This is a genomic window from Microcoleus sp. FACHB-831 (assembly GCF_014695585.1).
In the GTDB taxonomy this organism is placed as follows: Bacteria; Cyanobacteriota; Cyanobacteriia; order Cyanobacteriales; family FACHB-T130; genus FACHB-831.
This window is the reverse complement of the sequence record NZ_JACJON010000026.1, coordinates 13,145-38,265: the sequence shown is the minus strand read 5'-3', so window position 1 is coordinate 38,265 and position 25,121 is coordinate 13,145. Positions and strand designations below refer to the sequence as shown.

At 46.9% G+C, this 25,121-nt stretch carries 19 protein-coding genes; 11 read left to right on the top strand and 8 right to left on the bottom strand.

Going from position 1 to position 25,121, the window contains the following annotated elements:
- Positions 1-297: 297 nt before the first annotated feature.
- The 4 genes from bchM (at position 298) to H6F77_RS04140 (ending at position 2,645) form a co-directional block, all read left to right on the top strand.
- Positions 298-984 carry a magnesium protoporphyrin IX methyltransferase gene (gene bchM, locus H6F77_RS04155; protein WP_190485651.1) on the top strand — a complete coding sequence of 229 codons (687 nt, stop codon included), beginning with the start codon at positions 298-300 and terminating at the stop codon, positions 982-984.
- A gap of 42 nt (positions 985-1,026) precedes the next feature.
- Positions 1,027-1,497 carry a hypothetical protein gene (locus H6F77_RS04150; RefSeq protein WP_190485649.1) on the top strand — a complete coding sequence of 157 codons (471 nt, stop codon included), beginning with the start codon at positions 1,027-1,029 and terminating at the stop codon, positions 1,495-1,497.
- Positions 1,498-1,575: 78 nt separating this feature from the next.
- Positions 1,576-2,250, top strand: coding sequence for a 50S ribosomal protein L7/L12 (gene rplL / locus H6F77_RS27780; protein WP_242021895.1), 675 nt, complete (start codon positions 1,576-1,578; stop codon positions 2,248-2,250).
- A gap of 14 nt (positions 2,251-2,264) precedes the next feature.
- Positions 2,265-2,645 (top strand): DUF423 domain-containing protein, encoded by a 381-nt coding sequence (locus tag H6F77_RS04140; protein ID WP_190485647.1) that lies wholly within the window; start codon positions 2,265-2,267, stop codon positions 2,643-2,645.
- On the opposite strand, the gene H6F77_RS04135 is transcribed toward H6F77_RS04140, so the two are convergent.
- The 4 genes from H6F77_RS04135 to egtC form a co-directional block, all read right to left on the bottom strand.
- Positions 2,638-3,300 carry a dual specificity protein phosphatase family protein gene (locus H6F77_RS04135; RefSeq protein WP_190485645.1) on the bottom strand — a complete coding sequence of 221 codons (663 nt, stop codon included), beginning with the start codon at positions 3,298-3,300 and terminating at the stop codon, positions 2,638-2,640. The two genes, H6F77_RS04140 and H6F77_RS04135, sit on opposite strands and share 8 nt — an antisense overlap.
- A 226-nt stretch (positions 3,301-3,526) precedes the next feature.
- Entirely contained in the window at positions 3,527-4,570 is a 1,044-nt protein-coding gene (egtD, locus tag H6F77_RS04130; RefSeq protein ID WP_190485643.1) for an L-histidine N(alpha)-methyltransferase, read from the bottom strand.
- Positions 4,571-4,767: 197 nt separating this feature from the next.
- On the bottom strand, positions 4,768-6,009 hold the full coding sequence (locus H6F77_RS04125) for an SUMF1/EgtB/PvdO family nonheme iron enzyme (RefSeq protein ID WP_190485717.1): 1,242 nt from the start codon (positions 6,007-6,009) through the stop codon (positions 4,768-4,770).
- Positions 6,010-6,061: 52 nt separating this feature from the next.
- Positions 6,062-6,850: an ergothioneine biosynthesis protein EgtC gene (gene egtC / locus H6F77_RS04120; RefSeq protein ID WP_190485642.1), complete on the bottom strand. Its 789-nt coding sequence runs from the start codon at positions 6,848-6,850 to the stop codon at positions 6,062-6,064.
- A gap of 154 nt (positions 6,851-7,004) precedes the next feature.
- Here egtC and H6F77_RS27775 point away from each other — a divergent pair, with 154 nt between their 5' ends.
- Both H6F77_RS27775 and H6F77_RS04110 read left to right on the top strand, forming a co-directional pair.
- Entirely contained in the window at positions 7,005-7,691 is a 687-nt protein-coding gene (locus tag H6F77_RS27775; protein WP_242021893.1) for a DUF6717 family protein, read from the top strand.
- 3 nt (positions 7,692-7,694) lie between these two features.
- A complete protein-coding gene (locus H6F77_RS04110) occupies positions 7,695-8,453 on the top strand; it encodes a nucleotidyltransferase domain-containing protein (protein ID WP_190485639.1) in 759 nt (252 codons plus the stop codon).
- A gap of 34 nt (positions 8,454-8,487) precedes the next feature.
- Here the strand turns inward: H6F77_RS04110 and H6F77_RS04105 are convergent, their stop codons facing one another.
- Together H6F77_RS04105 and H6F77_RS04100 are read right to left on the bottom strand one after the other, a co-directional pair.
- Positions 8,488-10,053 carry a sensor histidine kinase gene (locus H6F77_RS04105; protein ID WP_190485637.1) on the bottom strand — a complete coding sequence of 522 codons (1,566 nt, stop codon included), beginning with the start codon at positions 10,051-10,053 and terminating at the stop codon, positions 8,488-8,490.
- 46 nt (positions 10,054-10,099) lie between these two features.
- Positions 10,100-11,539 (bottom strand): ATPase domain-containing protein, encoded by a 1,440-nt coding sequence (locus H6F77_RS04100; protein WP_190485635.1) that lies wholly within the window; start codon positions 11,537-11,539, stop codon positions 10,100-10,102.
- A 628-nt stretch (positions 11,540-12,167) separates the two neighbouring features.
- On the opposite strand from H6F77_RS04100, the gene H6F77_RS04095 reads away from it, so the two are divergent.
- Positions 12,168-17,210 (top strand): ATP-binding protein, encoded by a 5,043-nt coding sequence (locus H6F77_RS04095; protein WP_190485633.1) that lies wholly within the window; start codon positions 12,168-12,170, stop codon positions 17,208-17,210.
- Positions 17,211-17,464: 254 nt separating this feature from the next.
- Here H6F77_RS04095 and H6F77_RS04090 read toward each other — a convergent pair whose 3' ends face one another.
- Both H6F77_RS04090 and H6F77_RS04085 read right to left on the bottom strand, forming a co-directional pair.
- A complete protein-coding gene (locus H6F77_RS04090; protein ID WP_190485632.1) occupies positions 17,465-18,076 on the bottom strand; it encodes a hypothetical protein in 612 nt (203 codons plus the stop codon).
- A 176-nt stretch (positions 18,077-18,252) separates the two neighbouring features.
- The gene (locus H6F77_RS04085) at positions 18,253-18,864 is read right to left on the bottom strand and encodes a thylakoid membrane photosystem I accumulation factor (RefSeq protein ID WP_190485630.1); all 612 of its coding nucleotides are present in this window, start codon (positions 18,862-18,864) and stop codon (positions 18,253-18,255) included.
- Positions 18,865-18,941: 77 nt separating this feature from the next.
- Here H6F77_RS04085 and H6F77_RS04080 point away from each other — a divergent pair, with 77 nt between their 5' ends.
- From H6F77_RS04080 to H6F77_RS28690, 4 genes are all read left to right on the top strand, one after another.
- Positions 18,942-19,808: a FecR family protein gene (locus H6F77_RS04080; RefSeq protein ID WP_190485628.1), complete on the top strand. Its 867-nt coding sequence runs from the start codon at positions 18,942-18,944 to the stop codon at positions 19,806-19,808.
- A 302-nt stretch (positions 19,809-20,110) separates the two neighbouring features.
- Complete coding sequence (locus H6F77_RS04075; protein ID WP_190485626.1) at positions 20,111-22,144, top strand: CHASE2 domain-containing protein; 2,034 nt, start codon at positions 20,111-20,113, stop codon at positions 22,142-22,144.
- Between the two features lie 74 nt (positions 22,145-22,218).
- Positions 22,219-23,070 carry a FecR family protein gene (locus tag H6F77_RS04070; protein ID WP_190485624.1) on the top strand — a complete coding sequence of 284 codons (852 nt, stop codon included), beginning with the start codon at positions 22,219-22,221 and terminating at the stop codon, positions 23,068-23,070.
- 142 nt (positions 23,071-23,212) lie between these two features.
- Positions 23,213-25,036 (top strand): CHASE2 domain-containing protein, encoded by a 1,824-nt coding sequence (locus H6F77_RS28690; protein ID WP_309228796.1) that lies wholly within the window; start codon positions 23,213-23,215, stop codon positions 25,034-25,036.
- Positions 25,037-25,121: the final 85 nt, after the last annotated feature.

Sequence of the window (25,121 nt, the reverse complement as noted above, 5' to 3'; positions counted from 1 at the left end):
TCAACAATACCGCCCTTTCCCTCTGGAACACCCTCCTCTCTCCCTCTACCCCCCTCGATATCAACCTCCTTTTCACCGACCTCCCCACCGGACAACTCGCAGAAGCACAAATTACCCAATACGACCCCTCTGGACACCCCAACGGCGGGGTTGTGTTGCAAAAACTTTTTAAGGACAGCCCTACCCCCGCACTACAATCGAACAAGCGGCGCGGCTGCAATTTGCGGTTTGATTTCTTAGTGGCGGCTCAGAATGGTAAGTTTAAGCGTTGGGAACACTTAAACTAAATCCAAGTTTATGAACGCACTTGACGATAAAACGATTGTTCGGGAATACTTCAACGCCACTGGTTTCGACCGCTGGCGGCGGATTTACGGCGATGGCGAAGTTAATAAAGTCCAGTTAGATATCCGCACGGGACACCAGCAAACAGTCGATACCGTCTTGGGTTGGCTGAAAGATGATGGCAATTTGGCTAACTTGTCGATTTGCGATGCTGGTTGCGGCGTCGGTAGCCTCAGCATCCCCCTAGCCCAAGCAAGTGCGAAAGTGTTCGCCAGCGATATTTCCGAGAAAATGGTAGAAGAAGGGAAAGAGCGATCGCAAACTGTCTTGCAGAACGCGGATAATCTTACTTTCGCCGTTCAAGATTTGGAGACATTAAGCGGCAAATATCACACCGTCATTTGCCTCGACGTGCTAATTCACTATCCCCAAGATAAAGCAGCGGAGATGATAAATCATCTCAGTTCTATGGCAGAATCTCGCGTGATTCTCAGCTTCGCGCCTAAAACTTGCGCCTTGACTTTGCTAAAGAAAATTGGCAGTTTTTTCCCTGGCCCTAGTAAAGCAACTAGGGCTTATCTGCATCGCGAAGCTGATGTTGTGAAGATTCTTGAAAGTGCTGGGTTTTCAATTCAGCGACAGGCTATGACTCGCACCCGTTTTTACTTTTCGCGCATACTGGAAGCTACGCGAAAATGAGGTTAAGATCGCAGCAATCTTCGAGTAAATTAGCTGCGATTTATGAATCCTGCCAAAAAAAGGTTTGCCCAAACGTTACTCATCGGCGGCTCTTTTAGCATAGGAATCGGCTTGCTGCTTTTTATATGCCTCATGTTAGTTCCTCCTGAGAAAGGCCAAAAGCCGATGAGTAAAGCCGAAAATATCGCTGTAAATTTAATTATAACTTCGCCTTTCTTGTTGTTAGGAGTATCTGGGACTATTACCGCAGGCTGGCTAAGGCGGGGTTTAAAGCAACAAGCTGAAGAAGAAATGAGCGATCGCCTGCGTTCTAGCTTTTTTCGACTCGTCCAAGAAGGGAATGGCAACATTACAGTGATGCGCTTTGCGATGGATACAAAACTATCAGGAGAAGCCGCTAAACAATATTTGGATGAAAAAGCCGAAGAGTTCAACGCTAACTTTAATGTAAGTGATAATGGTGGAGTTGCGTATTATTTTCCCGAACTAGGGGGAGGGTTTGCTAAAAGTTAGGAATTAACCCGAAGGGAAGTGTAGATATAGTAGCGATCGCGTTAACGATTCGGCATATTAAACACATCACCTAGAACTATGAAGCCAATCAAAAAAGGCGCTGCGGGGTTCCTACTGACTTTAGGCTTTTTTTTCTTATTACTTGCGGTTTATCAACCTTTTGGCAAAGAGACTAAACGAGATAAGATAATAAGCCAGGTTCTCACTTGTCTTGTCTATAGTTTGCCTTTAATGGGAGCGGGTAGCTGGCTGGCGTGGGAATCTTACAAAGACCACAAGCAAGAAATCCGCGATCGCGTCCAGTCTACTTTTTACCGACTAATCAAAGAAGGTGATGGGAATATCACAGTTCTAAACTTTGCAATGGAGGCGAAGCTAACAGCAGAGCAAGCGAAGCAATATTTGGATGAAAAAGCTAAAGAGTTTGATGGTAGTTTTAACGTAAGCGAGGAAGGGGGAATTTCTTATTATTTCCTCATATCCGGAACGAGCGATCGCTACCTATATTCTTCCAATACTATCCCTACAACAGAAGCTCAAGAAAGATGCGATGTAATTTTAGAAGATTCTCCCAACTCTAATAAAATTGCCATTATCAAAGCGGTAAGGGAAATAACAGGGTTAGGTCTGAAGCACGCCAAAGACATAGTAGAAGCTACACCACAACCTGTTAAAAAATGCGTTACCAGGGATGAAGCCGAAAGCATCAAGGCGCAGTTGGAAAAAGCAGGCGCAAAGGTTAATATTAGATAAAAGTTACTGAGATTATGATTACTCAAATTTTTCTAGCGATCGCATCTATTTTAGCTGGTTTATCTGTTGCTGCTGGTGCATTTGCGACGCACGCTCTCAGGGAAAAACTCAGCGATCGCGCTATCGAAATTTTCGAGACTGGCGCTCGTTATCAGATGTATCACGCTTTGGCACTGTTAGTGGTAGCCTTATTATTAAGTCGCGCCGAAACATCCCACTCTTTCCTAGTTGCATCTGGGGTTGCTTTCATCGCTGGCATAGCACTTTTTTCAGGGAGTTTGTACGCCCTGAGTTTCAGCGGTATAAAGTGGTTGGGCGCGATCGCTCCCCTTGGTGGAGCTGCTTTTCTAATTGGCTGGGGTTGTCTTGCGGTTGCAGCTTTTAGCTTTAAGTAACTACCCTATTAAGCAAGCGACGCTGGGCTTTACTAATCTCAATTCCAGGACGCTTTTTTTTGATAATTTCCTCTGCTCGATCGACATTATCTGCAAGCCCTTTTGCCACAAGTACACCAGCGACGACTGTTGCCGATCTTCCGTGTCCAAGGGCACAGTGGATATAAATATTTCCTTGCCAAGCTGAGACTTTTTCTATTAGTTCTCGAAAGGTTTTATCGTCAGGTACAGATGCATCTAATGTGGGGACGCAAATATAATCTCTGCCTGCAATAACTTTCTGAGATTCTGAGAATTCTGCTGTTAAATCGACTATCAAACTGATATTATCTGGCAAGTCTTTAACAAATGGTCTGCGCCCTAACCATATATTAGGCGCGATCGCGTTCCAACTATCCTCTTTTCCTATTCTTATTTGCAAGTGCCAGATTGCCCAGGTTAACAATAAGTATGGCATCAATAAAGCCATAGCCCACCATGCCATCCTACCATCTGACCCTTTGCCAAATACTCGCGCCCCTAGCCATCCATATGCCGCGCCGAGGGTAATAAAACTAACACCACACCAAAAAAGCAGCCATCCCAATATTCCCAATTTAAAGCTAATTACGATTAGATAAGTTCCTAAAATTAGAAAGATAAATGTGTATTTCATCAAGACTATCTGAGCTTCAAATAGTATATTTTCAACAACGCGATCGCTTGTTGATTTTTTTTAGGCTATATGTAATTTTTTAAAACTTTTGTAAAACATTCTGCGGTTGGTAGTGCATCTTGGTTCATAAATTAAACAGGCTAATTTTTTAAACTTGCGTTAAAGGCGCATGGAGATGCGCCTCTAAAAAATAAAACCTATTTAGTTGAGCGATATTGCTTGTTGATTACGCCGATTGCAGTTGACACAACACCAAGCCAAACCACCGATCCGCATCTGTCCAAACTTGCAGAGGTTTTAGACGCCGTGCTTCCAGATACTGCTGCATAACATTGATATCAAATTTGCGAGAAATTTCAGTTAAAATTGTCTCGCCCATCTCAAACTCAACGGTTAAATCTAAGGCGCGTAAATGCACAGATTGCGATCGCTTACTCTTCAAATGCATCTCAATCTGGTGCTGCGATTCGTTATAAAACGCCCAATGTTCAAACTGCGTCGTGTCAAAATTGCCATCAAATTTCCAGTTCAAATGCTCCAACATATTCAGATTAAAAGCAGCCGTTACTCCCTGGCTATCGTTATAGGCTGCATTCAACAGATGTGCTGGCTTTTGCAAGTCTATCCCTAACAAGAAATACTCCCCGACCTGGAGAGCAGAAGTAATCTGTGAAAAGAAGCGCTCGCACTCTTCTGGCTTCAAATTACCCAACGTGCTACCAATAAAACAAATCGCGCGGCTTGGTAACTCGGCTGCTGGTAAATTTTCCAACGCCAACTCATAGGTACTTACTATTCCATTTACCTGTAGCGATGGATAATCAGCCAGCAAATCTTTAGCACTATTTTCCAAAATTCCCGCACTAACATCAATTGGTAGATAGCGCAGCGGATAGCCTAATTCCTGATAAGCATCTAACAGAACGCGGGTTTTAGTTGAACTACCGCTACCCAGTTCCACCAGTTCGCACGCACCTGTAAAACTCGCAACTTCACCCGCATATTTCTGCAAAATAGCAGTTTCCGTGCGTGTTAGATAATATTCCGGTAACTCACAGATTTGCTCAAACAGCTGCGAACCTTTGTCATCGTAAAAATAGCGAGGCGGTAACGATTTGGGAGTTTGACTTAAACCCTTAACAACATCGCTACCGTCAACTTGTTTTATTTCTTTTGCTTGGGTAGAACTAAGTAAATGCTGTAGCTGCAAGCGTTTTTCTATAGTGTATGGGGAAGATACATTGCTGCTTGCAGTTTTAGAAATTGTCATTCAACCTCCGGTTTGTGTGGGAGCGATCGCACTCGCAAAATCGCTTGCTAAAGCTATCAGTCATTGAAACACAAAGCCTTTAGCAATAAAATCGCGCCTGGGCTAGATACTTCCTGCTGATTCCGATTCTTTTCGCATTTTCCCACTACCCTGGCTACTTAACCCCCCAAGCGTCAAGGCCGGACTATAAATCCCCCTTACAAAGCACATCGAAATCCAGCCAAAATTTGACGCACTTCAGGATAATACCAGTTGCGAAAAGCACACCGCAACGCCCAAGGACGAGTCGCCCAACTTCCTCCCTTTAGCACTCGATGTTGTCCATCGAAATAAGCTTTGGAATAACCAGCGTAAGGATAACTCACAAAACCCTCGTAGCCATCGAACCAGGAAGCAGTCCACTCCCAGACGTTGCCTAGAGTATCGCAAACACCATAACCACTTTGTCCGCCTGGATAGGCATCTACTGGCGTTGTATGTCCCACCGCGTTGTCATGGTTGCATCGGTGCGCGTCTGGTGTAGTTTCCCCCCAAGCGTAAGTGCGGCGGCTGGTTGTTGCTGCATCCCAACTAGCGGCTTTTTCCCATTCCGCCTCGGTTGGGAGGCGCTTACCCGCGAATCGGGCATAGGCTTCGGCTTCGTGGCAACTTACACCGCAAACAGGGTAATTGTCCCACTCTGCGGCATCCACCCAATAAAGCGGTTGGTTTACAGGATTATCCTCAAGCCATTTCCAGCCCGCATCTGACCACAAGTGGCGATCGCGGTAGCCCCCCGCTTCCATAAACGCGCGATACTGGCCGCAGGTGACGGGATAGCGGTCAATTTGGTAGGTATCCAAATATACTCGATGGACTGGTAGCTCGTTATCCAGCGCGTCGATAGAGTCGTTACCCATCTCAAACTCACCTGCTGGAATTTCCACCATTTCGGTCAGTTGGCTGTTGTCAGTTGAGTGTTGTTTTTCTGACTGCTGACGGTTGATGCCAGACCACTGAGGAGCGATCGCGCCTTGTTGCAATTGCAGCACAAAGCTGATAATTTCGCTGTGCTGGCTTTCATGCTGAATTAACCAGCGCCACAAGCGTTCCTGCGAATCTATTGGCGCTATTTCCAGGTAATCGAACACCTGTTTTCTGACTGTATCCAGGTAGCAGCGAACTTCCGAGAGTGTCGGTAGATAAACCCGTTCGTGCTTAGGCAATCCATCAGCAGCAAATAAGCGTTGATATTGGGTCAAATTGCTTTTCCCCCCCTTGCTAACGGGGGGTTCAAAAGAAATGCCAGCACAACGATTTAGCAGCCACATTGCCTCGATATAGGCAATGTGGCCTAGATGCCAACCAATCGGGCTGAAGTCGGGATGAACTTGACGACAGAAAGTTTCGTAGTTGATGCCTTCAAACAGCGCCAGCGTTCCGTTACGGCAGCGCTGCATCCACTGTTTTATCTGCTGTCGTCGTTCATCGAGGGTGCTGGGATGGAGTGGTTTAGAATTGAGCGATTTGAACGTCAAGGTCTTCCCCCACACTAATAATGCTTCGTTCGGGTAATTTATTCCAATTGCTAGTAAATAACGGTTCGGAGGCAATAACTACTGCCTCTGGGAATAATGGATCGTCCCGCAGCCAATAGAGAGAGGGAGTGGCGACACCTTGGGCAAAACGAGAAGCGACCATGCGATCGCCATCGCTGACAATTATGTTTGCAGAAACTTCCACTTGATGAGTTTTGGCTAACTCAGCTAGGGTAGTTAACGTGGTGTACAAGGCTTTTTCTAGACTAATATTTGGGTTAGCTACCAATTCGTTAATCATCATCGCGAAGAGGTGTTCGGAATCGGTAGAGCCGTCTATTGCTTGGTAAGCCTCATCACTTAGTAAGTTGCGGATTGGTCGATATAAAGATTGCCGGAAGTTTTTGATGGCGCCGTTGTGAGTGAATAACAGACTCTTGCGACTAAAGGGCTGGCAATTACTCAAATCGACAGATTGACCAGTGGTAGCGCTGCGAATGTTAGCAGTTATGCACCCTGACTCGATGTAACGGCTGAGGGCGGGCAGGTTAACATCACCCCAAATGGGCAGCAGGTTTTTGTATACGAAGGGGTCAGTTTCTCGCGTAGAGTGATACCAGCCGATGCCGTAGCCATCAGCATTGACCACGCCGGAGGTCATCTCGCGGGGTTCGTAGCTTTGGACAATCAGCGAGTGTTCTGGTTTGAACAGCAGACGATCCAGTGAAAGTGGTTTTCCGAGATAGCCTAGTAATCGGCACATATATGAAGCGATCGCTCCTAGTGGTCTTAATAAATGTTAACGTGCGCCTCACTGTCGATGCAGAGCGGGGATATTCTAGTTACCAATCTCCCGCCTGGTAACTATGGCTAGGAGCTTTTGCCTACCCACAAAATTCCTTATTGAGAGTAATTTTATGTTCGACACAAAGATAGTAATTTTTCCTTATCGGCATGAAGATTATTGGGTATTTGACTATGAGACTATTGGGCTTATCAAAGAACCCTTTGTCAGCGGTATGCCTGCAATAATTGATGCTCTCGCTGGGGATATTCCCAATGCCGATAAAGGGTTTAAACTGTTGTTTTCCCTAGTGCCTTTTTCAGAGTATCAAGCAGAATTAATTTGGGTGAAAGAACAGTATGGCGGTAACTGGTATAGCTGGGGAGATAAAAATTTAGAAGGGTGGCTAAGTCCACCATTGTTCAAGTATTTTAGTGTAGCGCCACAAAAAATTTACTGTAAGGCTGAACCGATGTCTAACGCAATGATGGTTATTTTCCCCTATCGGTGCGAGCATACCTGGGTGTTTGACGATGAACGAGTCGGACTTGTACGGGAGCCATTTGTTAGCGGTATACCGCAGATGATTGATATTCTCGTTGAGGATATCCCGAATGCCGAAAAAGGTTTCAAGCTTTTGTTTTCTGGAAACCCTTTTCCAGGATATCAAGCAGAACTTATTTGGCAAAGAAACGAGTACGGCGGAAACTGGTATAACTGGGAGCAAAAAAATATGGAGGGTTGGCTCTGTCCTGCCTTATTTAAATACTTCGGTGAAGCGCCAACAAAGCTATACTGCAAGGCAGAAAAACTCCGTTAAAATATGGACAATAAACAGCAGCTAACAAATGTAATTTCTAATCAGCCTTATCCGCTTTTGTTCGCAACAATAAGCGGAGCGCATCTGTATGGCTTTCCATCGCCAGATTCCGATTATGACTTGCGGGGAGCGCACATTTTGCCAGTATCGGAAGTTCTTGGACTAGATCCTGGGCGAGAGACTATCGAAATATCGCAATTCCAAGATGGGCTGGAAATCGATCTGGTAACTCACGATATCAAGAAGTTCTTTTCCCTACTACTCAAAAAGAACGGCTATGTCTTAGAGCAACTTTATTCACCCTTAATTCTTCATACGAATCCAGCTCATGAAGAATTAAAAGTTACTGCCAAAAACTGCATTACGCGCCATCACGTTCACCATTACCTCGGATTTGCCCAAACGCAATGGCGGCTCTTCGATAAAGAACGAAGAATTAAGCCATTGTTATATATATACAGGGTGCTATTAACCGGAATTCATTTAATGCGAACGGGGGAAGTGGAAGCTAATCTAGTGCATCTAAACGAAGCCTTCAAATTGCAATACATACCCGATCTAATTGCTAGGAAGTTGTCAGGTGCAGAAAAAGCTATTTTAGATGATGTTGATATAGAGTTTCATCAGCAGCAATTTCAGCATTTGTGCGGCGAATTGGAGGCGGCGAGTAAGGCTAGTAGTTTACCTGAAACGACTTCTGCTAAAGAGGCGCTGAATGACTTGCTGGTGCGATCGCGTCTAGCACATTTTGCCCAGAAATAAGGTTAATGTATCTCGCTATTATCAGCAACCAAGATTAATTTTGGTGCAGATGCTTGCTGAGGGGAAGAGTGACAATAAAGGTTGTGCCAACATTAACTTCGCTCTCAATTGAAATCGTGCCACCATGCAGATCTACAGACTGCTTGACGATCGCCAAACCTAACCCAGTACCTGCTCTGCTGTCCACATTGTTTGCTCGATAAAAGGCATCAAACAATCGTGTCTGTGCCTCTGGGGGAATGCCAATTCCGGTATCCTGCACTTTAAAAGTGAGGACATCAGCCTCGCACGATAAATAAAGTTGCACTGGGCTACCTGCACTTGAATACTTAATAGCGTTCGAGAGCAAATTTCCGAGAATGTTACGCAGTAGGGCGCTGTCGAGATTAGCGTTCAAGCTTTCGACTGTATAGATAAAGCCGATCTCAACCTCGTCGTTAGCGATTTTAAGGTCTTCAACTAAAGACTGGCAAAAGGATATGACTTCTAGCGGTGCAGGCTGAAATGACAAACGATTCGTTTCTGTTTCGCCAATTAGCAATACATCGTCTAGCAGGGTAGTCATTCTGTCAATGGCGGACTTGATGCGCTGGTAAAAGTCTGCCTGACGCTCTGGCTCAAGCCGATTTCCCTGGCGTTCGAGGAGACGCACAAAACCAGAAATGATATTCAACGGGTTGCGGAATTCGTGCGAAACCATGTAGACAAAGCGAGACTTCAGCTCGTTGATTTCTCGTTCTCGTGCAAGTGCGCGTTGGGTTTCTGCTTCAGCTCGTTTGCGATCGCTAATATCCAACACGAAACATACAGCAGTTTGCTCGACCGCATCAAGCAACGCACCACCGACCTCTACAGGGACGCGGTTGCCATCTTTGTGAATATATTCTTTTTCAAACGGCGTGAGCAAGCCAGTCGAGCGCAGTTTCTCAATTCCTTGTAGATCTAACGCCTGATACTCAGGTGGTGTCATCGCTTGCCACTGAATTGTCCCCATCTGCAACTCTTCAGATGTATAGCCCACCATATTGAGAAACGCCTGATTGGCATCAACAATATTGCCCTTTAAATCAGCCACAATCATGCCAATTACATTAGATTCAGTCAGCCGCCGGAAGCGAAGTTCGTTGTCTTGCAAAGCAGCGATCGCCATTTCACGCTCGGCTTCAGCGCGATCGCGCTGAGCAATCTCATCTTGAAGCTGTTGATTGCTTGCCTTCAGTTGTAGCGACAGTTGCCGCGATCGCAGCAGCATTTCTACTCGCGCCTGTAATTCCAACTTTTCGATCGGCTTGCTAATCAAATCATCCACACTCTGCCAAAGCTGACGGGTCAGCAACTTCACCTGAGATTGCGGAGTTACTAACAGAAACGGCAGAAATACAGGCTGCTCCATTTCTTTTTTGGCGCGTGCCCACTCCCACAGATGATTCAAGGCCACTCCATCCAAAATACACAGATCGAACGGCTCATCCAGCATAGGAACCGCCTGTTTTGTTTGCAATAAAGAGTTTCCTACACGCACCTCATAGCGGAAGCTCAGAAATTCTTCCAGTAACCGACGATTCTCGCTGTTTTCTAGAAATAGTAGAATCCGGTTCATGGTTAATTCCCTAAAACGTGACAATAACAGAAAGTGAAACTCAAGATTACTCCTCGTCCAGCAGTTCCGGAACTCCCCGCAGCACTCCCCGCATATTTGTTAACGGCTTCCCGACCTTGATCCCATAGCGACTGATCTCAAACTCCCGCAGGGTTTTCTCAAAATCTGTCATCCGCTTCTTCAAAACCCCAATCGCCCGCCGCAACTCCCCCTTCATCTCCAGGTAGCGCAGAAACATAAGATTGTCTGCCAGATAGCTGATACCAACCTCTGTAGCGCGAAACTCCCCTGTAATCGCCTCCACCTCATTGATCAACAGCACTGCCACTCCCTGGCTTTGCAAATACTTGCATAGGGCATGGATGTGGCTAACCAGATCCTCGCCTCGCACCGACAGTCGATAGCCTGCCACGCTGTCAAGCATCACAATCCGCGCCTGTCGTTCTTCAACTTCCAACCGCACCAGGCTGGCAAACTCATCCGGTGTGTAGTGCAGAGGCGACACCTGCACGACCGATAACGTCCCCAGGTTCAGCATGGCATGGACGGGAATGTTGATCGCTTGTGCCCGCCGCACTAGGGTCTCTTGCCACTCCTCAAAGCTGTAAATCACGGAACGTTCGCCTCGACCCGCCGCTTCCTTCATAAACTGGAGTCCCAGGGTGCTTTTGCCGACCCCGCTTGGACCACTAATAATCGTAATAGTGCCGCGCTCCAACCCGCCATGCAGTAATTCATCAAGCTCTGGAATTCCAGAAGAAATGTTTTCGAGCGTAAACGGCTGCGTATAGATTTCTGGCACTAAGCGGGGAAATATCTTCACTCCAGTGCTGGTAAGGCGCATGGAATGAGACTCCGCGCGAAAGTCAGATCCCCGAAATTTAGAAATCGATAGCGTCCGCGCTTGTGCGGTGAAATTGAGCGTAATGACGCCATCACTCATGAACTGTAAATCGTCATCAGGTGCTTCTGGGCTATTTTCTGAGGTTAAGAGAACCGTTGCTCCTTGCTCTACTAAAAACCGCAGAAAGGACAACGCTTGCTTGCGAAACTGAAACGCATCTGTCGCAAAGTAGCGAAACTGGGTCATCGCATCAATAAAAATTCGCTGCGGTTTCAGCATTTGTACCTGCTCGACAATCCGCTGAGTCGTCGGTTCCCGTTCAACTTCCGCTGGTGTGAAGATGTCATAGGTCTGGACTTCTGCAAAAAAGTCAGAAGAGGGACTAAGGTCTAGAAACTTGACTTGCGTTGGGTCAAATCCTAGCTCGCGTGCCGACTGTAGAAGCTGTGTAACGGGTTCTCCTAATGTGATGAACAGGACTGCTTCCCCAGCCGCGACTCCGGCAAAGAGGAAGTGCCATCCCAGGGTTGTCTTGCCTGTTCCTGGCCCACCCCGCACTAAATAGGCTCGGCCAGGGATATATCCACCATAAAGAACCTCATCGAGACCTGAGATTCCGGTCGCTAGACGGTCTGTATACATGCTCGATATAGTTTCCTTGGCGGGTTGGGCTACTTAATTTTAATGGCTCAAATGCTTCTTAATTTGAGGAACATAAACCATCAATCGCTTACATAGGGGCAATTTAACACAAGGCGTCGGTGTTTCTGTAACAGAGTTTCTAAAGGCAAGAGATGAATAGTCTCCTGATGTTTAACAAACCTATAATTTAGAGCTGAAAGGGGAACTGGGTTTGATGGGATAGATAAAAAATATCGATTTTACATACGCACTCAGCCTGAAAGTCGATAAGGTAGATAGGTAAAATATGGCGAAATATGTAGTAGTCGATTTTCTGGCTTTTTATATACTTACCAGTTGATAAATCTGGATTGCCTGCTTGTTGCAGCCCCAAGAATTTTGCTCAAACACGTTAGCTTGGGAATATGAGCCAAAGGCCCCTTTATTCTCTTCTCCTTCAATCAACCCGCAAAGAGCGCTCTGATCGAGATCGCGATTTGTCATTGGGATGATGCGGCATTTCCAGACCTCCCGCGTTGGCATTAACCCAGACGCAGGCAGGGAAAATTTTTAGCCAGTATGCTCTCTCCCGAAGCAACAAGCTTATCGAAACGTAGTGTGATGTAACGCAGGAATCCGACAAGAGGTGATGATGACAGTGGATCTGTTTGCAGGCGGTGGTGAGATGGGCGCATTAATGCGATCGCACGATTGGTCGCAAACGCCTTTAGGCCCCGTTTCCCAGTGGCCTCAGAGTTTAAAAACTTCTGTGAGTATTATTTTGAACTCTCGCCACCCCATGTTCGTCTGGTGGGGTTCTGAATATATCAGCCTCTATAACGATGCCTACTGTCCCATTCTCGGAGCCAGCAAGCATCCCCAGTTTTTAGGGCAGTCTGCCAAAGACTGTTGGGCGGAGATTTGGGATGCTATAGGCCCACTTGCTGATAGCGTCCGCAGTACAGGTCAACCCACTTGGTCTGAAGACTTGCTGTTGCTGATGAATCGTAATGGCTATCTAGAAGAAACCTACTTCACCTTCTCCTACAGCCCCGTGCGAGATGAGAGCGGCAACGTTGAGGGAGTCTTCTGTGCTTGCAGCGAAACAACAAAGCAAATTGTAGGTGAGCGTCGCCTCCAGACGTTGCGCGACCTGGCAAGCAATAGTGTAGAAGCAAAAACAGTTGAGGAAGCTTGCCGCATTGCCACTCACACCCTCGCCAAAAATCCTTACGATGTTCCGTTTGCCCTACTGTATTTAGTTGACGAGGACATTGGAAGACAAGCTCGCCTAACTGGAACAGCAGGCATTGAGATAGGAGCCGCCAAGAGTCTCCAACAAGTTGATTTAACTCAAGCAATCGATCTATGGAATCTGGCTAGAGTTAAATCAACACTTCAGGCGCAGCTAATTGAAGATTTGCCAACCCGATTTGGAGCGTTACCGGGAGGCGCTTGGCCAGATTCTCCCAATGCTGCTTTAGTGATGCCAATTGCTACTGGGCAAAAGCAACAGTTAGCAGGAGCTTTGGTGCTTGGCATTAGTCCTCGACGAGAATTTGATGATGAATATCGCGGCTTTTTTGATTTGGTTGCGAGTAACGTAACGACAGCGATCGCCAATGCTGATGCCTATGAAGCCGAATGCAAACGGGCAGAAGCACTGGCTGAGTTAGATCGCGCGAAAACCACCTTTTTCAGCAACATCAGCCATGAATTGCGGACTCCCTTAACGCTGATGCTTGGCTCTTTAGAAGAAACATTGCTAGGGAACGAGCCACTCTCAAAGAACCAACGCAACCAACTACAAGTCAGCTTACGCAACAGCCTGCGATTGTTGAAGTTAATCAATACACTCCTGGATTTCTCGCGCATAGAAGCGGGTAGGATTGACGCAGCCTATGAACCCACAGATCTATCCACCTTCACCTGCGAACTTGCCAGCGTATTTCGTTCTGCCATCGAACGCACAGGTATGCAACTGGTGGTAGACTGTCCTCCTCTCCCGGAGCCGATTTACATCGATCGCGAAATGTGGGAGAAAATTGTTCTCAATCTGCTGTCTAATGCATTCAAATTCACCTTCGAGGGCGAAATTCGGGTGAGCTTGCGCTCTTACACGGATCGTGTAGAACTGGATGTGCGCGATACGGGTATTGGCATTCCAGAAAGCTATTTACCTCATTTGTTTGAGCGGTTTCATCGCGTACCCGGAGCCAGAGGAAGAACCTACGAAGGGTCGGGAATCGGCTTATCTCTCGTGCAAGAGTTAGCGCGGTTGCATGGTGGAACAATTGCCGTTACCAGCTTGGAAGGGCAAGGTAGCTGTTTCACAGTGTCAATTCCTACAGGCTTTCTTCATCTTCCCCAAAACCAAATTGCCTCAACTCGAACGCTCGCTTCAACTGCAACAGGTGCATCTCCTTACATTGAGGAAGCATTATGCTGGCTACCAGAGGAGGCAGGGGAGCAAGGCAGCAAGCTAGACATCTTCTCCTGTGTTCCTCAGCCCCTCCACCCCTCAAATCCTTCTGCACGAATCCTCTTTGTCGATGACAACGCTGATATGCGTGACTATGTGAGGCGGTTATTGAGTCACCAATATGAAGTAGAAACCGTAGCGGATGGAATGACGGCTGCGGCAATTATTCGGCAACAGGCTCCCGATCTGGTGCTGACAGATGTTATGATTCCTCAACTCGATGGGTTTGGGTTGCTCAGAGAACTGCGGACTGACCCAGCGACAAGAGAACTTCCGATTATTTTGCTGTCTGCCCGTGCTGGAGAAGAGGCGCGGGTGGAAGGGCTGAAAGCGGGAGCTGATGATTATTTGATCAAACCGTTTTCCGCACGGGAATTGCTAGCGCGAGTCGAAGCCAATCTCAAACTGTCACGCCTGCGGAAAGAAGCCGTGCAACAAGAACAAGTACTGCGGCAGGAAGCAGAATCGGTTAAAGCCCGGCTGGAATCAGTTTTATCCAGTATCAACAACTCTTTTGTGGTGTTGGATTGCGATTGGCGTTTTGTATATGCCAACGATCGCGCGGCTGCATTAAGTCAAGTGCCCAAAGCCGCGTTGCTAGGTCAGCGAATTTGGGATGTGTTTCCTGTGATAGGCGGCAGTTTAATCGAAACCGAGTTTCATCGAGCCGTTGTAGAGCAAAGGCCAATTCAGTTTGAATACTTTTTTCCTCCCCAAAATCGGTGGTACGAACACTACGTCTATCCAATAGCAAATGGGCTATCAGTATTTACAGCCGATATCACGCAGCGCAAACAAGCTGAATTAGCCCTACAAGAGAGCGAAACCCGTTATCGTCAACTGGTAGAACTTTCTCCTAATGGAATTTTTATTCAAAGCGAGGGTAGGTTTGTATTTGCAAACCAAGCGGCTGTCAGTCTCTTTGGCGCAACCGAAAAAGAGCAGTTGTTGGGTAAGCGAGTGGTTGACATGATTAGCCCAGAATATCGAAGTGCTGTGGTGGAGCGGATAGAGCAACTTAGAAACACCCAGGTTATACCGTTGCTTGAAGAGAAATGGCTGCGTCTGGATGGTACCGTTGTTGATGTTGAGGTGGCTGCGCTTCCCTTTACTTACCAGGGTAAATGGGCTGCCCAAGTCATCGTTCGAGACATTAGCGATCGCAAGCGCGTTGAAGCCGAACGCGAACAGGCACAAATTGCACTGCAACAAAGTGAGGAGCGTGCGCGGCTCGCCATCCAGGTAGGTCGGCTTGGAACTTGGCGCTATAACCCTAAGACAGACCTCGTTGAAATGGACAAGCGAATGTGCGAGATCTGGGGCGAGATAGATACTGTTCTTCCCCTACCAAGGGTATTAGAACGCATCCACCCTAACGATCGAGAACGTGTAGTTAATGCCATCAGCGCTGCACTCGCTCCCAGTTCGCCAGGGACTTACGAGATTGACTACCGTATTGTGTGGGATGACGGAACTGAGCGATGGGTGTTAGCTAATGGGCAGGTGCAATTCGAGGGCGAAGGGGCGTCCCGCCAAGCTATTGGGTTCATCGGAACCGCGCTCGACATTACCGAGCGCAAACAAGCCGAAGAAGCCCTACGAGAAAGTGAAGAGCTAAAGCAACGCATTCTGGAGAGCAGTAACGACTGCATCAAAGTCTTAACTTTAGACGGACAAATCCTCTACATCAATACAGGCGGGCTGTCCCTGTTGGAGATTGACGATCCTACGCCTCTGCTGAATACCGACTGGCTTGATTTTTGGCACGACGAAGACTTGGAGCGTGCAAAGACGGCGATCGCAGCCGCCAAAGCAGGTAACATCGGTCAATTTCAAGGCTACTGCTACTGCCAGATTACCAAGAACGAGCCTAAATGCTGGGATAGCGTCATTACCCCGATTCGAGATGCATCAGGACAAGTTGCACAATTGGTCGTCATCTCGCGAGATATAACACAGCAAAAGCAAGCTGAATCCGAACGAGAACAATTGCTTGCCCGCGAACAAGCTGCCCGCGAACAAGCTGAAACCGCAAACCGTATCAAAGATGAATTTTTGGCAGTATTGTCCCATGAGCTGCGATCGCCCCTAAACCCAATTCTTGGCTGGGCAAAACTGTTACAATCTCGTACCTTTGATGAACAAAAGACAAAGCAGGCGCTAGCAACCATTGAAAGGAATGCCAAGCTACAAACTCAACTAATTGAAGACTTGCTCGATGTCTCTCGAATTTTACGCGGCAAGCTGGTTTTGAACACGGTACCAGTCAACCTTACAGCTACCATTGAAGCGGCGTTAGAAACCGTTAGGCTGGCAGCAGAAGCAAAAGCAATTGATTTGCAATTTATTATTTTAGATTTTGGATTGAAAGACACTAATAACCCCAAATCCAAAATTCAAAATCGAGTATTTCAAGTTTTGGGAGACTCTACCCGCCTGCAACAGGTGATTTGGAACTTGGTTTCCAATGCTATTAAATTTACGCCTTCTGGAGGAGCTGTAGAAATTCGCTTAGAGCAAATAGATACTTACGCTCAAATTCAAGTCAAGGATAATGGTAAAGGGATCGAGCGAGAGTTTTTACCCTATGTGTTTGAATACTTCCGGCAGGAAGATGGCACAACCACTCGCAAGTTTGGTGGATTGGGGTTGGGGTTGGCAATTGTCCGTCATCTAGTTGAATTACATGGCGGAAATGTCTGGGCAGAAAGTCCAGGTGAAGGCTTAGGAGCTACTTTTATTGTCAGGTTGCCATTGCTGCCAGCTTCAACCCAAACACCCCCTGACTATCCCCAGACGACTTCGATGATTCATCTCATGAAATTACAAATTTTGGTTGTGGACGATGAACCAGATATTCGAGATATTGTTTCATTTATTTTGGAGCAAGCTGGTGCAATAGTGAGAGTTGCTGCCTCTGCATCAGAAGCCCTTAACTTGATAGAACAATCCTTGCCAGATGTATTAGTCTGCGATGTCGGGATGGCTGATATGGATGGTTATATGCTGATGCGCCTGCTGAGAAGGCAACCCCCTGAAAAGGGTGGAAAAATTCCGGCGATCGCGCTAACGGCTTATGCTGGAGAGAGCGATCGCCAGTTGGCGATCGCTTCTGGGTTCCAACGTCATCTTACCAAACCTGTGGAACCTGATGAATTATTAAGAGCCATAAAAATCTTACTTGAAGAGTTTGTCTATCAAAAAAAATGAAACAGCGGAATTTAATGCCTTAATACTGCCGATTTGAGGCAATTGGACAATGTTTAATAAGTTCATTCTGTATTTGTTAAAAGTAAAACGCTCAACAACAAAAAACGCAGCAAAAAAACTCTACCTTCGCAAACTTTTTTCGTGTAGTGTGTGTATCTTTGCAAACCTAAAGTGCTTCCAACCAATAGTTTATTTACTGTGCTAACCAGACGCACTCAGTAGCCGAACCATATAAAAACTTGCCTGCACCAGCCTTAACAAATAGGACGATTGCCGGGATTTACTGCATGAACATACTCGCTGCCAGAATTCGGCCATCCGCGTTTATAAGCGGCTTCCTCTGGTTTTCCCCATGCTAGCTGCAAAACTATTTCCAAGAATTCTGACTTCTCCCACTTCCAGATGCTAGCCCATTCAGTTCTATAACCAATTCTGCCCACATCATCTGGTGCAATCAGCCGATGTTCTTTGCCATTATTAACACTAAGATATAAGTGCATTCCCGCCGTCACTTCATGCCAGAATGGCACGACAGAAGCTTTCGCCGCCTTTAGCGTCTCCACATCACGAGGCAAAGCAATTAACTGATCGTCGATGACGGGATAGTGCAGGCTTTTACCTTTAATACTTAACTGTCGCCAGACAATGCCTGAAACACCGTTTTCCTTTTGGTAGCGGTGAACAGCGGCTTTAAAGTCTTGATAAGCTGTGAACTTTTGGATGCCATCAGCTTTGAGAAACTTGTCAATTAACGGGTTGACGCCAGAAGTCTTAGCAGCCAAGTTGAGACGCTGCCCGTTGAGGCAGGCGCGGCGTTCCATAGCCAAGATTTCGATCAGTTCTTCTGTGGTGTAGAGTTTAGACATTTAAACACCCTCTGGCCGCACTTGGAGATAGTTTAACCGCTCTTGCCGGGAAATATGGTAGACATCTTTTATTGTGTAGCAGGCTAGAAGCCTGCTACCAGTTTAGGGCAGGGGAAACAAGTTTTGGCGACACTAGGCGATCGCTGCTCGTTTCTCCTGCGCCACAAAGCGAACGATTACTTCGCTAACTCGCTACTGAACTCATTAAACGATCTCTGCTTCAAATCAGGTGTTATTTCTCGTGGCAACAAGTTAAACACCTCCCGCAAAACATCGTCTACCTTCTCATACGCCACTTTGCCCTTATGATTCAGGACAACCTCACTCTTCTGATTGAGGACGACTATCTGAGGAACGGCGCCATCATAGTAATAGCCCGGTTCAGTTGGCGCATAGGTGGCTTTTAGGGGAATAGCATCCACGTTCACGGGTATCAAATCTGCCGACCGACCATAAAAAGCCTGCATCCGCGAAACTACGATGGCAAATTGCTTGCAATCGCTGCTGTCATCGACATAAAACACCAAAATTGCTGGTTTACTCCGGTTAAAGGAATCTGCAAGCGTCACGCGGGGCGGTACGAGAGAGCCATTTCCACCATAGAGGGCAAATATATTGCCGTCAAAGTGGTCATCGTTGATACCCGCCAGAGCTGGTGACGTACCTATTAAAAAGGAACAGCTGAAGGCTCCTATCAGCGTCAAAAGGCAGGTAGAAACAATTCGCCGCCATGAACTGCGGTAAATCGCAAGAATTGTGTTGTGAAGTTGTAAAAAAGGAAAGATCATACCCAAGTTGCTGTGGAACCTCTATTTTCTGTCAGTAGTCTTTAGATCGGCTTTGTGTTCACCTATTGTGGCTGGCGATGAAGTTATCTGTTGCTCAAATCCCCCTACTAGGATTATCCCTGTTAGTAGGTAGCGTAGTCGTTAGTTCCTTACCATTAGCTTTAGCCGCACCACTTCCAAGGGGTAGCCGCTGGGTAGAAGTGCGGCAGGTTAAGGGCGAAGTGACAAGTAACGGACGCCGTGTTAAGGTTGGCGATCGCCTGCGAGTTGAAGGCGATCGCATCAGCACCAGCAGTGGCTCTAGCGCTGTTTTAGCTGCCGATGACGGTATTGGCATCATTAACGTTGCGGAAAATACCAACATAGCAGTCAAGAGCCTAAAAACTCTGCCCGATGGCAGCAAGACAACGCGCTTCTACCTGGCACGAGGGCAGACTAGATCTAAAGTGCGGCGCTTTACGAACCGTAAATCAAGCTATGAAATTGAAACGCCCGGTGGCGTTGCTGGTACGCGGGGCACCGAATTTGGCGTCGCTGTCAGCCCAAATGGTAAAACTACTCTTTCGACCGTTCAAGGAACCATAGCCTTCAGCGCTCAAGAAAAAACTGTCCTAGTCGAGCCTGGTTATTCTGCTTTAATTATTCCGGGGCAACCACCCACAACACCCAGATTTACCACAGGCGACACTCAACTAAAATTGCAAATTCTTGATGCTGCAAACAAGGAGCAAGTGCGAGTCACGGCTACAGTTGACCCCATTAATTTAGTACTAATTAATGGCACGGTGGTAGACACCGGAGGCGATGGGCAACTCGATACTGTAGTGCCTATACCATCCGATCGCAAAATTATATTAATAGTGCGAAATCCTTTGGGCAATCAACAGGTTTACGAATTGCAAGTTCCCGATAGCACTGGTACATCGGTCAATCCCCCCAAGTGAACATAGGAGCAGGGGAAAAATAAAAATTAATGCAACCAAAGTGCAATATCCCCCAATAGAACGATAGGAAATTTCTGTGATATTGCGTTAATAGGATGTAATGCTAATTACTTCTGGGTAATGGCTTCGTGTGTTCCCAATTTAGTGCCAACATCACGTTCTGGTTTTGGCGCTCGTTAAAGTTAAATCGAGATTTGATCAGGGGCATTTACCATCAGTTTCAGGGCTGGAAGTTTGTGTAGGCATTGGCATTTTTATAGCATCTTCAGCAGAAATGATGTGTGTGTCTGGTGGGCGCTATCGTGGTAGAAAAAAATTGGCTTCGGCGGATTCGGCGTTTTGTTTCTAACAATCATGCTTTAATTCCGGGTACGGTAGCAGCAGTCATATCTGTGGGGATGTGGCAACTGGGCATTTGGCAACCGTTGGAAAGGATGGCCTACAATTGGATGTTTCAAGTTCGCACGGAATCGAGCATTATCCCCCACCGCACCTGGGATGAAAGGGTGGCTGTAATTGCAATTGATGATGCGAGTTTGAAGAAATACGGTAAATTTCCCTGGCGGCGCGATCGCTATGTAGATCTATTGAAAACGCTAGAAAAATCCCCACCAGCAGTAATTGGTTTCGATATTCTCTTCGTCGATCCAGGAAAAGGCGATCGCAAATTTGCCAGCGCGATCGCATCTAGCGGCAATGTTGTATTACCGATGGCTTGGGACGAAAGCGGCTATCCCCTGCAAGTAATACCAGAATTTGAAGAAGTTGCGGCTAATATTGGCCAGATTTGGCACAATCCTGATGACGATGGCATTAGCCGTCAGACGCCCATCTTTTTTGGCAAGACACCAGCACTGGGTTTAGCAATGCTGCAAGTAGTCGCCGAGTCCGGAGTCCGGAGTCCGGAGTCCGGAGTTGGGGAAAATAAGGAGATCGGGAGTATAGGCGCAGAGGGGCAAAATAAAGAATTGCCTTTTTCTAGCGTGTCGCCTCTAGTTTCTAATCTTTCTGAAAATCTATTGCCTTTAAAGTCGCCTATTGCTAAGCGCTTGTCGCCCGAAGGCGCAAAGCTACCGGAGTTAGCTAAGGGAAATAGACGCGAAGATGTGTGGATTAACTGGCCGGGAGCGGCGCAAGATGCCCGCACTTTCTCCTATGCTGATGTTGTTGAAGGGAAAGTGCCAGCCTCTACCTTTGCAGGTAAGTTTGTTTTAGTAGGCGTAACTGCAACAGCCGCTGATACGATGCGATCGCCTTTGGATCAAAATCCGCCCACTTCTGGGGTTTATCTACATGCGGCGATGGTTGATAACTTGCTAAATAACAGGCTGCTGCATAGCCCCCGTAATCGTTGGGTAATTATCTTATTGCTCTCGCTTGGCCCGACCGTCTCGGCGCTGCTCTACAATCGCTCCGTCCGGGAACGAGCCGCGATCGCTGTTCTCTTACCCAGCGCCTGGATTATCTTCTCGCTTTCATCCTTCATGGACGATCGCTGGTTGCTCCCATTAATAGCACCCGCAGGCACAACGATCATGGCTGGAGTCGGCATGCAGATCCGAGAGCAGTATGAAAAGCAAGAGATGATGAGCTTGTTTGCCAAACACGTAGCCCCAGAAACAGCAAAGGTAATTTGGCAGCGTAAAGACGAAATTATCCAAAATGGCAAGCTGCAAGCTCAAGAAACAATCGCCACAGTTTTGTTTTGCGATATTCGCGGCTTCACCACTATTTCAGAAAAACTCCCCCCCTGTGAGTTGCTAGATTGGCTCAACCGTTATTTGGACGCGATGACCGACTGCATTATGGATCGGGGCGGCGTTATAGATAAATATATTGGGGATGCAATTATGGCTGTTTTTGGCATTCCCTTCGTTCACACCGATCCAGAAGCAATTAAACACGATGCTCATCGCGCGATCGCGGCGGCAATTGCTATGCAGAAACGTCTGAAACGGCTGAATAGGCAACTGCAAGCTGAAGGCAAGCCAACTATTGAAATAGGTATCGGCATCCACACAGGTTTAGTGGTTGCGGGTAGCGTGGGGGGAAAGCGGCGACTAAATTACTCGGTACTGGGGGATACAGTTAATGTTGCCGCGCGACTGGAACCAATGAATAAAGAAGTAAAAGGAGATAACCCCTACAAGTTGATTGTTAGCGGCAAAACTTTTGCCCACGTATGCGATCGCTATGACGCTTACCAAGTAGGTACGACCCAACTGCGGGGACGCGAACAGCAGACAACGATTTACTGCATTTTAGGAAAGAAAAAGAAGCAGAAATTGCCCCAACCTGAAGGCGCGATCGCCCCAAAGGTGAAGATATCAGTTTAATTGCCTCTAAACCGGGTAAGAAAACTATATGAGGTATATGTAGTTTAAAAGCTACTTAAACTAATTTTTTTACTATGCAACTGCGTCTTCCTCAATCTTCGAGACTAATAGGGCTGCTCTTAGCCACTATTTTAGTAACCTTAGCCTTGCCCCTGTTGGCTCGCGATATCCAAGTGCCTGCGAGTCGGTGGCTGGAAGTGAAGCAAGTTCGAGGGACGGTGACATATCAGGGACGACCTGCAAAAGTGGGCGATCGCCTCAGTGCATCTGGGAGCGCGATCGCTACCGGGAAAGCCTCCAGCGCTGTTTTGGCTGTAGATAATGGCATTGCCACAGTCAATATTTCTGAAAACAGCACCCTGCAAGTAAAAAATCTTTCCATTACTCGCAATGGCGGCAGAGTTACTCAGCTTTCAGTCCCCAAAGGACAGGCAAGGGTACAAGCACGACGCCTAACCAACCGTAATTCCCGCCTCGAACTTAGCAGTCCGGTTGGTGTTGCTGGCGTTCGCGGGACTGTATTTGGCATCGGTGTCGGCCCAAACGGTAAAACTGGAATTTCTACACTTGAAGGCGCTGTCGCCGTCACTGCTAAAGGAAAAACTGTCAGTCTAGCGGGTGGTTATTCTTCCCTAGTTTTTCCTGGAGATCCGCCCACTCGACCCCAGCCCAACCAGGAAAACGTAAAATATGTTTTGGAAAGTTTGTCAAGATTGGCAAACAACCAAGTCCGAGTTATTTGTCAAGTCGATCCGCTAAATTTGGTATTTATGAACGACCAACCCTTAGAGATGAATCGAGAGGGTAAAATTAATGTGGTATTGCCTTTGCCAAAGGATTCTAGCTTGAAGCTAGTAATTCGTACTCCGCTTGGGAAAGAGGAATATTACGATTTAACAAACAAATGGCCTAAACAGGACAATTAGCAAATAGCTATTACTCTGATTGGTACGCAATACCAAGACGCACATAGTACAGGATGCATCAATTTGTTCCGCCAACAGATAAGGGACAAATGACAACTCAAAAAGAGAGTCAATCGGTTTCTGTACAAAAGGCTCTAAAAATGTGGCAACTAAATTAGTGGTGGCTCGTTTCCAGCGTTATTTCTCCCGCAATCCGTCCCTTCTACCAGGAGCGATCGCTAGTGTTATATCAATCTGCGCGTGGCAGTTGGGCTTATTGCAACCGCTAGAAAACCTGGGATATAACACGCTGTTCCAAGTTCGCAATATAGGAGTTTTGCCTAAGCCAAATTGGGATAAACGGGTGGTTGTAGTTGCGATTGACGAAGCGAGTTTGCGGAAGTACGGGCGATTTCCTTGGACGCGCGATCGCTATACCAAGTTACTCCAATCTCTAGAAGCGTCGCCGCCAGCAGTTATTGGTTTTGATATTTTATTTGCCGAACCCAGCCCCCAAGATGCTCAATTTGCAGATGCCATGTTTGCCAAGGGGAATGTAGTTCTGGCTAGGGCTTGGGATGACAGGGGAATACCGCTGGCAACTATACCCAACTTACAAGAAGCCGCCGCCGCTGAAGGTCATATTTTGCACCAAGCGGATACAGATGGTATTAGCCGCAGCGCCACGCTATTTGCTCGCGGGTTGCCGTCGCTGGGCGTGGCGATGCTTCAAGTTTATAACGACAACAAACAACTACAGACGGGAAAGCCAGAACAGCCTTTAGCCTTGGGCGATCGCTCTGCTGAGTTCCAGCGCGTATTGATCAATTGGCCCGGAAACACGCAAGATGCGCCCACTTATTCTTTTGTGGATGTGGTTGAAGGCAGAGTTCCTAAAGACGCCTTTGCCGAAAAATTTGTTTTAGTGGGCATCACGGCTACGGGAGTTGATACGCTAGTGACACCGCTCAATCAAACTCCCCCGACATCAGGGATCTACCTTCATGCTGCTGTGATTGATAACTTGCTAAATGACCGACTGCTACAACCCGTACCGCAGTCGGGAGTATTGCTTTTGTTGCTTATTATAGGGAGCGCTACTAGCTGGCTGTTGTTAAAGCAGGGGCCAAGGGGACGAGTGCTAACTTTAGGACTTTTGCCCGTAACATGGTTGGCGATCGCCATTTTGTTATTCACGTTTGGACGCTGGTTTATTCCAACTGCTGCACCCATCGGTACGATGCTATTAGCTGGCGCGATCGTGCAGTTGCGAGAACAGCAAGAAAAACAACAATTGATGAAGTTGTTTGAAAAACACGTTGCTCCTGAAACTGCCAGTTTAATTTGGCAGCGCAAAGAGGAAATTATCCAAAACGGCGAGTTGCAAGCCCAAGAAATGGTAGCGACCGTTCTGTTTATGGATATTCGAGGTTTTACTACTATTTCGGAGAAATTACAACCACGCGAATTGCTCAACTGGCTCAACCAGTATCTGGACGCTATGAGCGAATGCATTATGGACAATAACGGCGTGATTGATAAATATATTGGGGATGCAATCATGGCCGTTTTTGGCATTCCCTTCGCTCGTAGCAAAGAAGAAGACATTAAGCAAGATGCTCTGAATGCGATCGCTGCTTGTCTGGCAATGCACGAACAATTACAACAGCTAAACCAGCGTTTTAAGGTTGAAGGCAAGCCAATTATTGAATTTGGAATTGGCATTCATACTGGCCCGGTTATTGCTGGCAGTGTCGGTGGTTCTCGCCGTATAAGTTATTCTATTTTGGGAGATACTGTCAACGTCGCGGCTCGACTTGAAGCGATGAACAAAGAGGTAAAAGCGGGCAACCCCTATCGCGTGCTAATGAGTGCTGAAACTTATGCCTACGTGCGCGATCGCTATTACGTGCGACCGATTAAAACTATCCAATTACGAGGTAGAGAACGCGAAACAGTTATTTGCGCTATTTTAGGCAAAAGGTAAAGGCGTCTTTCAGATCCCCGACTTATCTAAGAAGTCGGGAATCTTAGAATCAAGGTGAAATTTTTGCGGAATTTTTGCTGTGGCA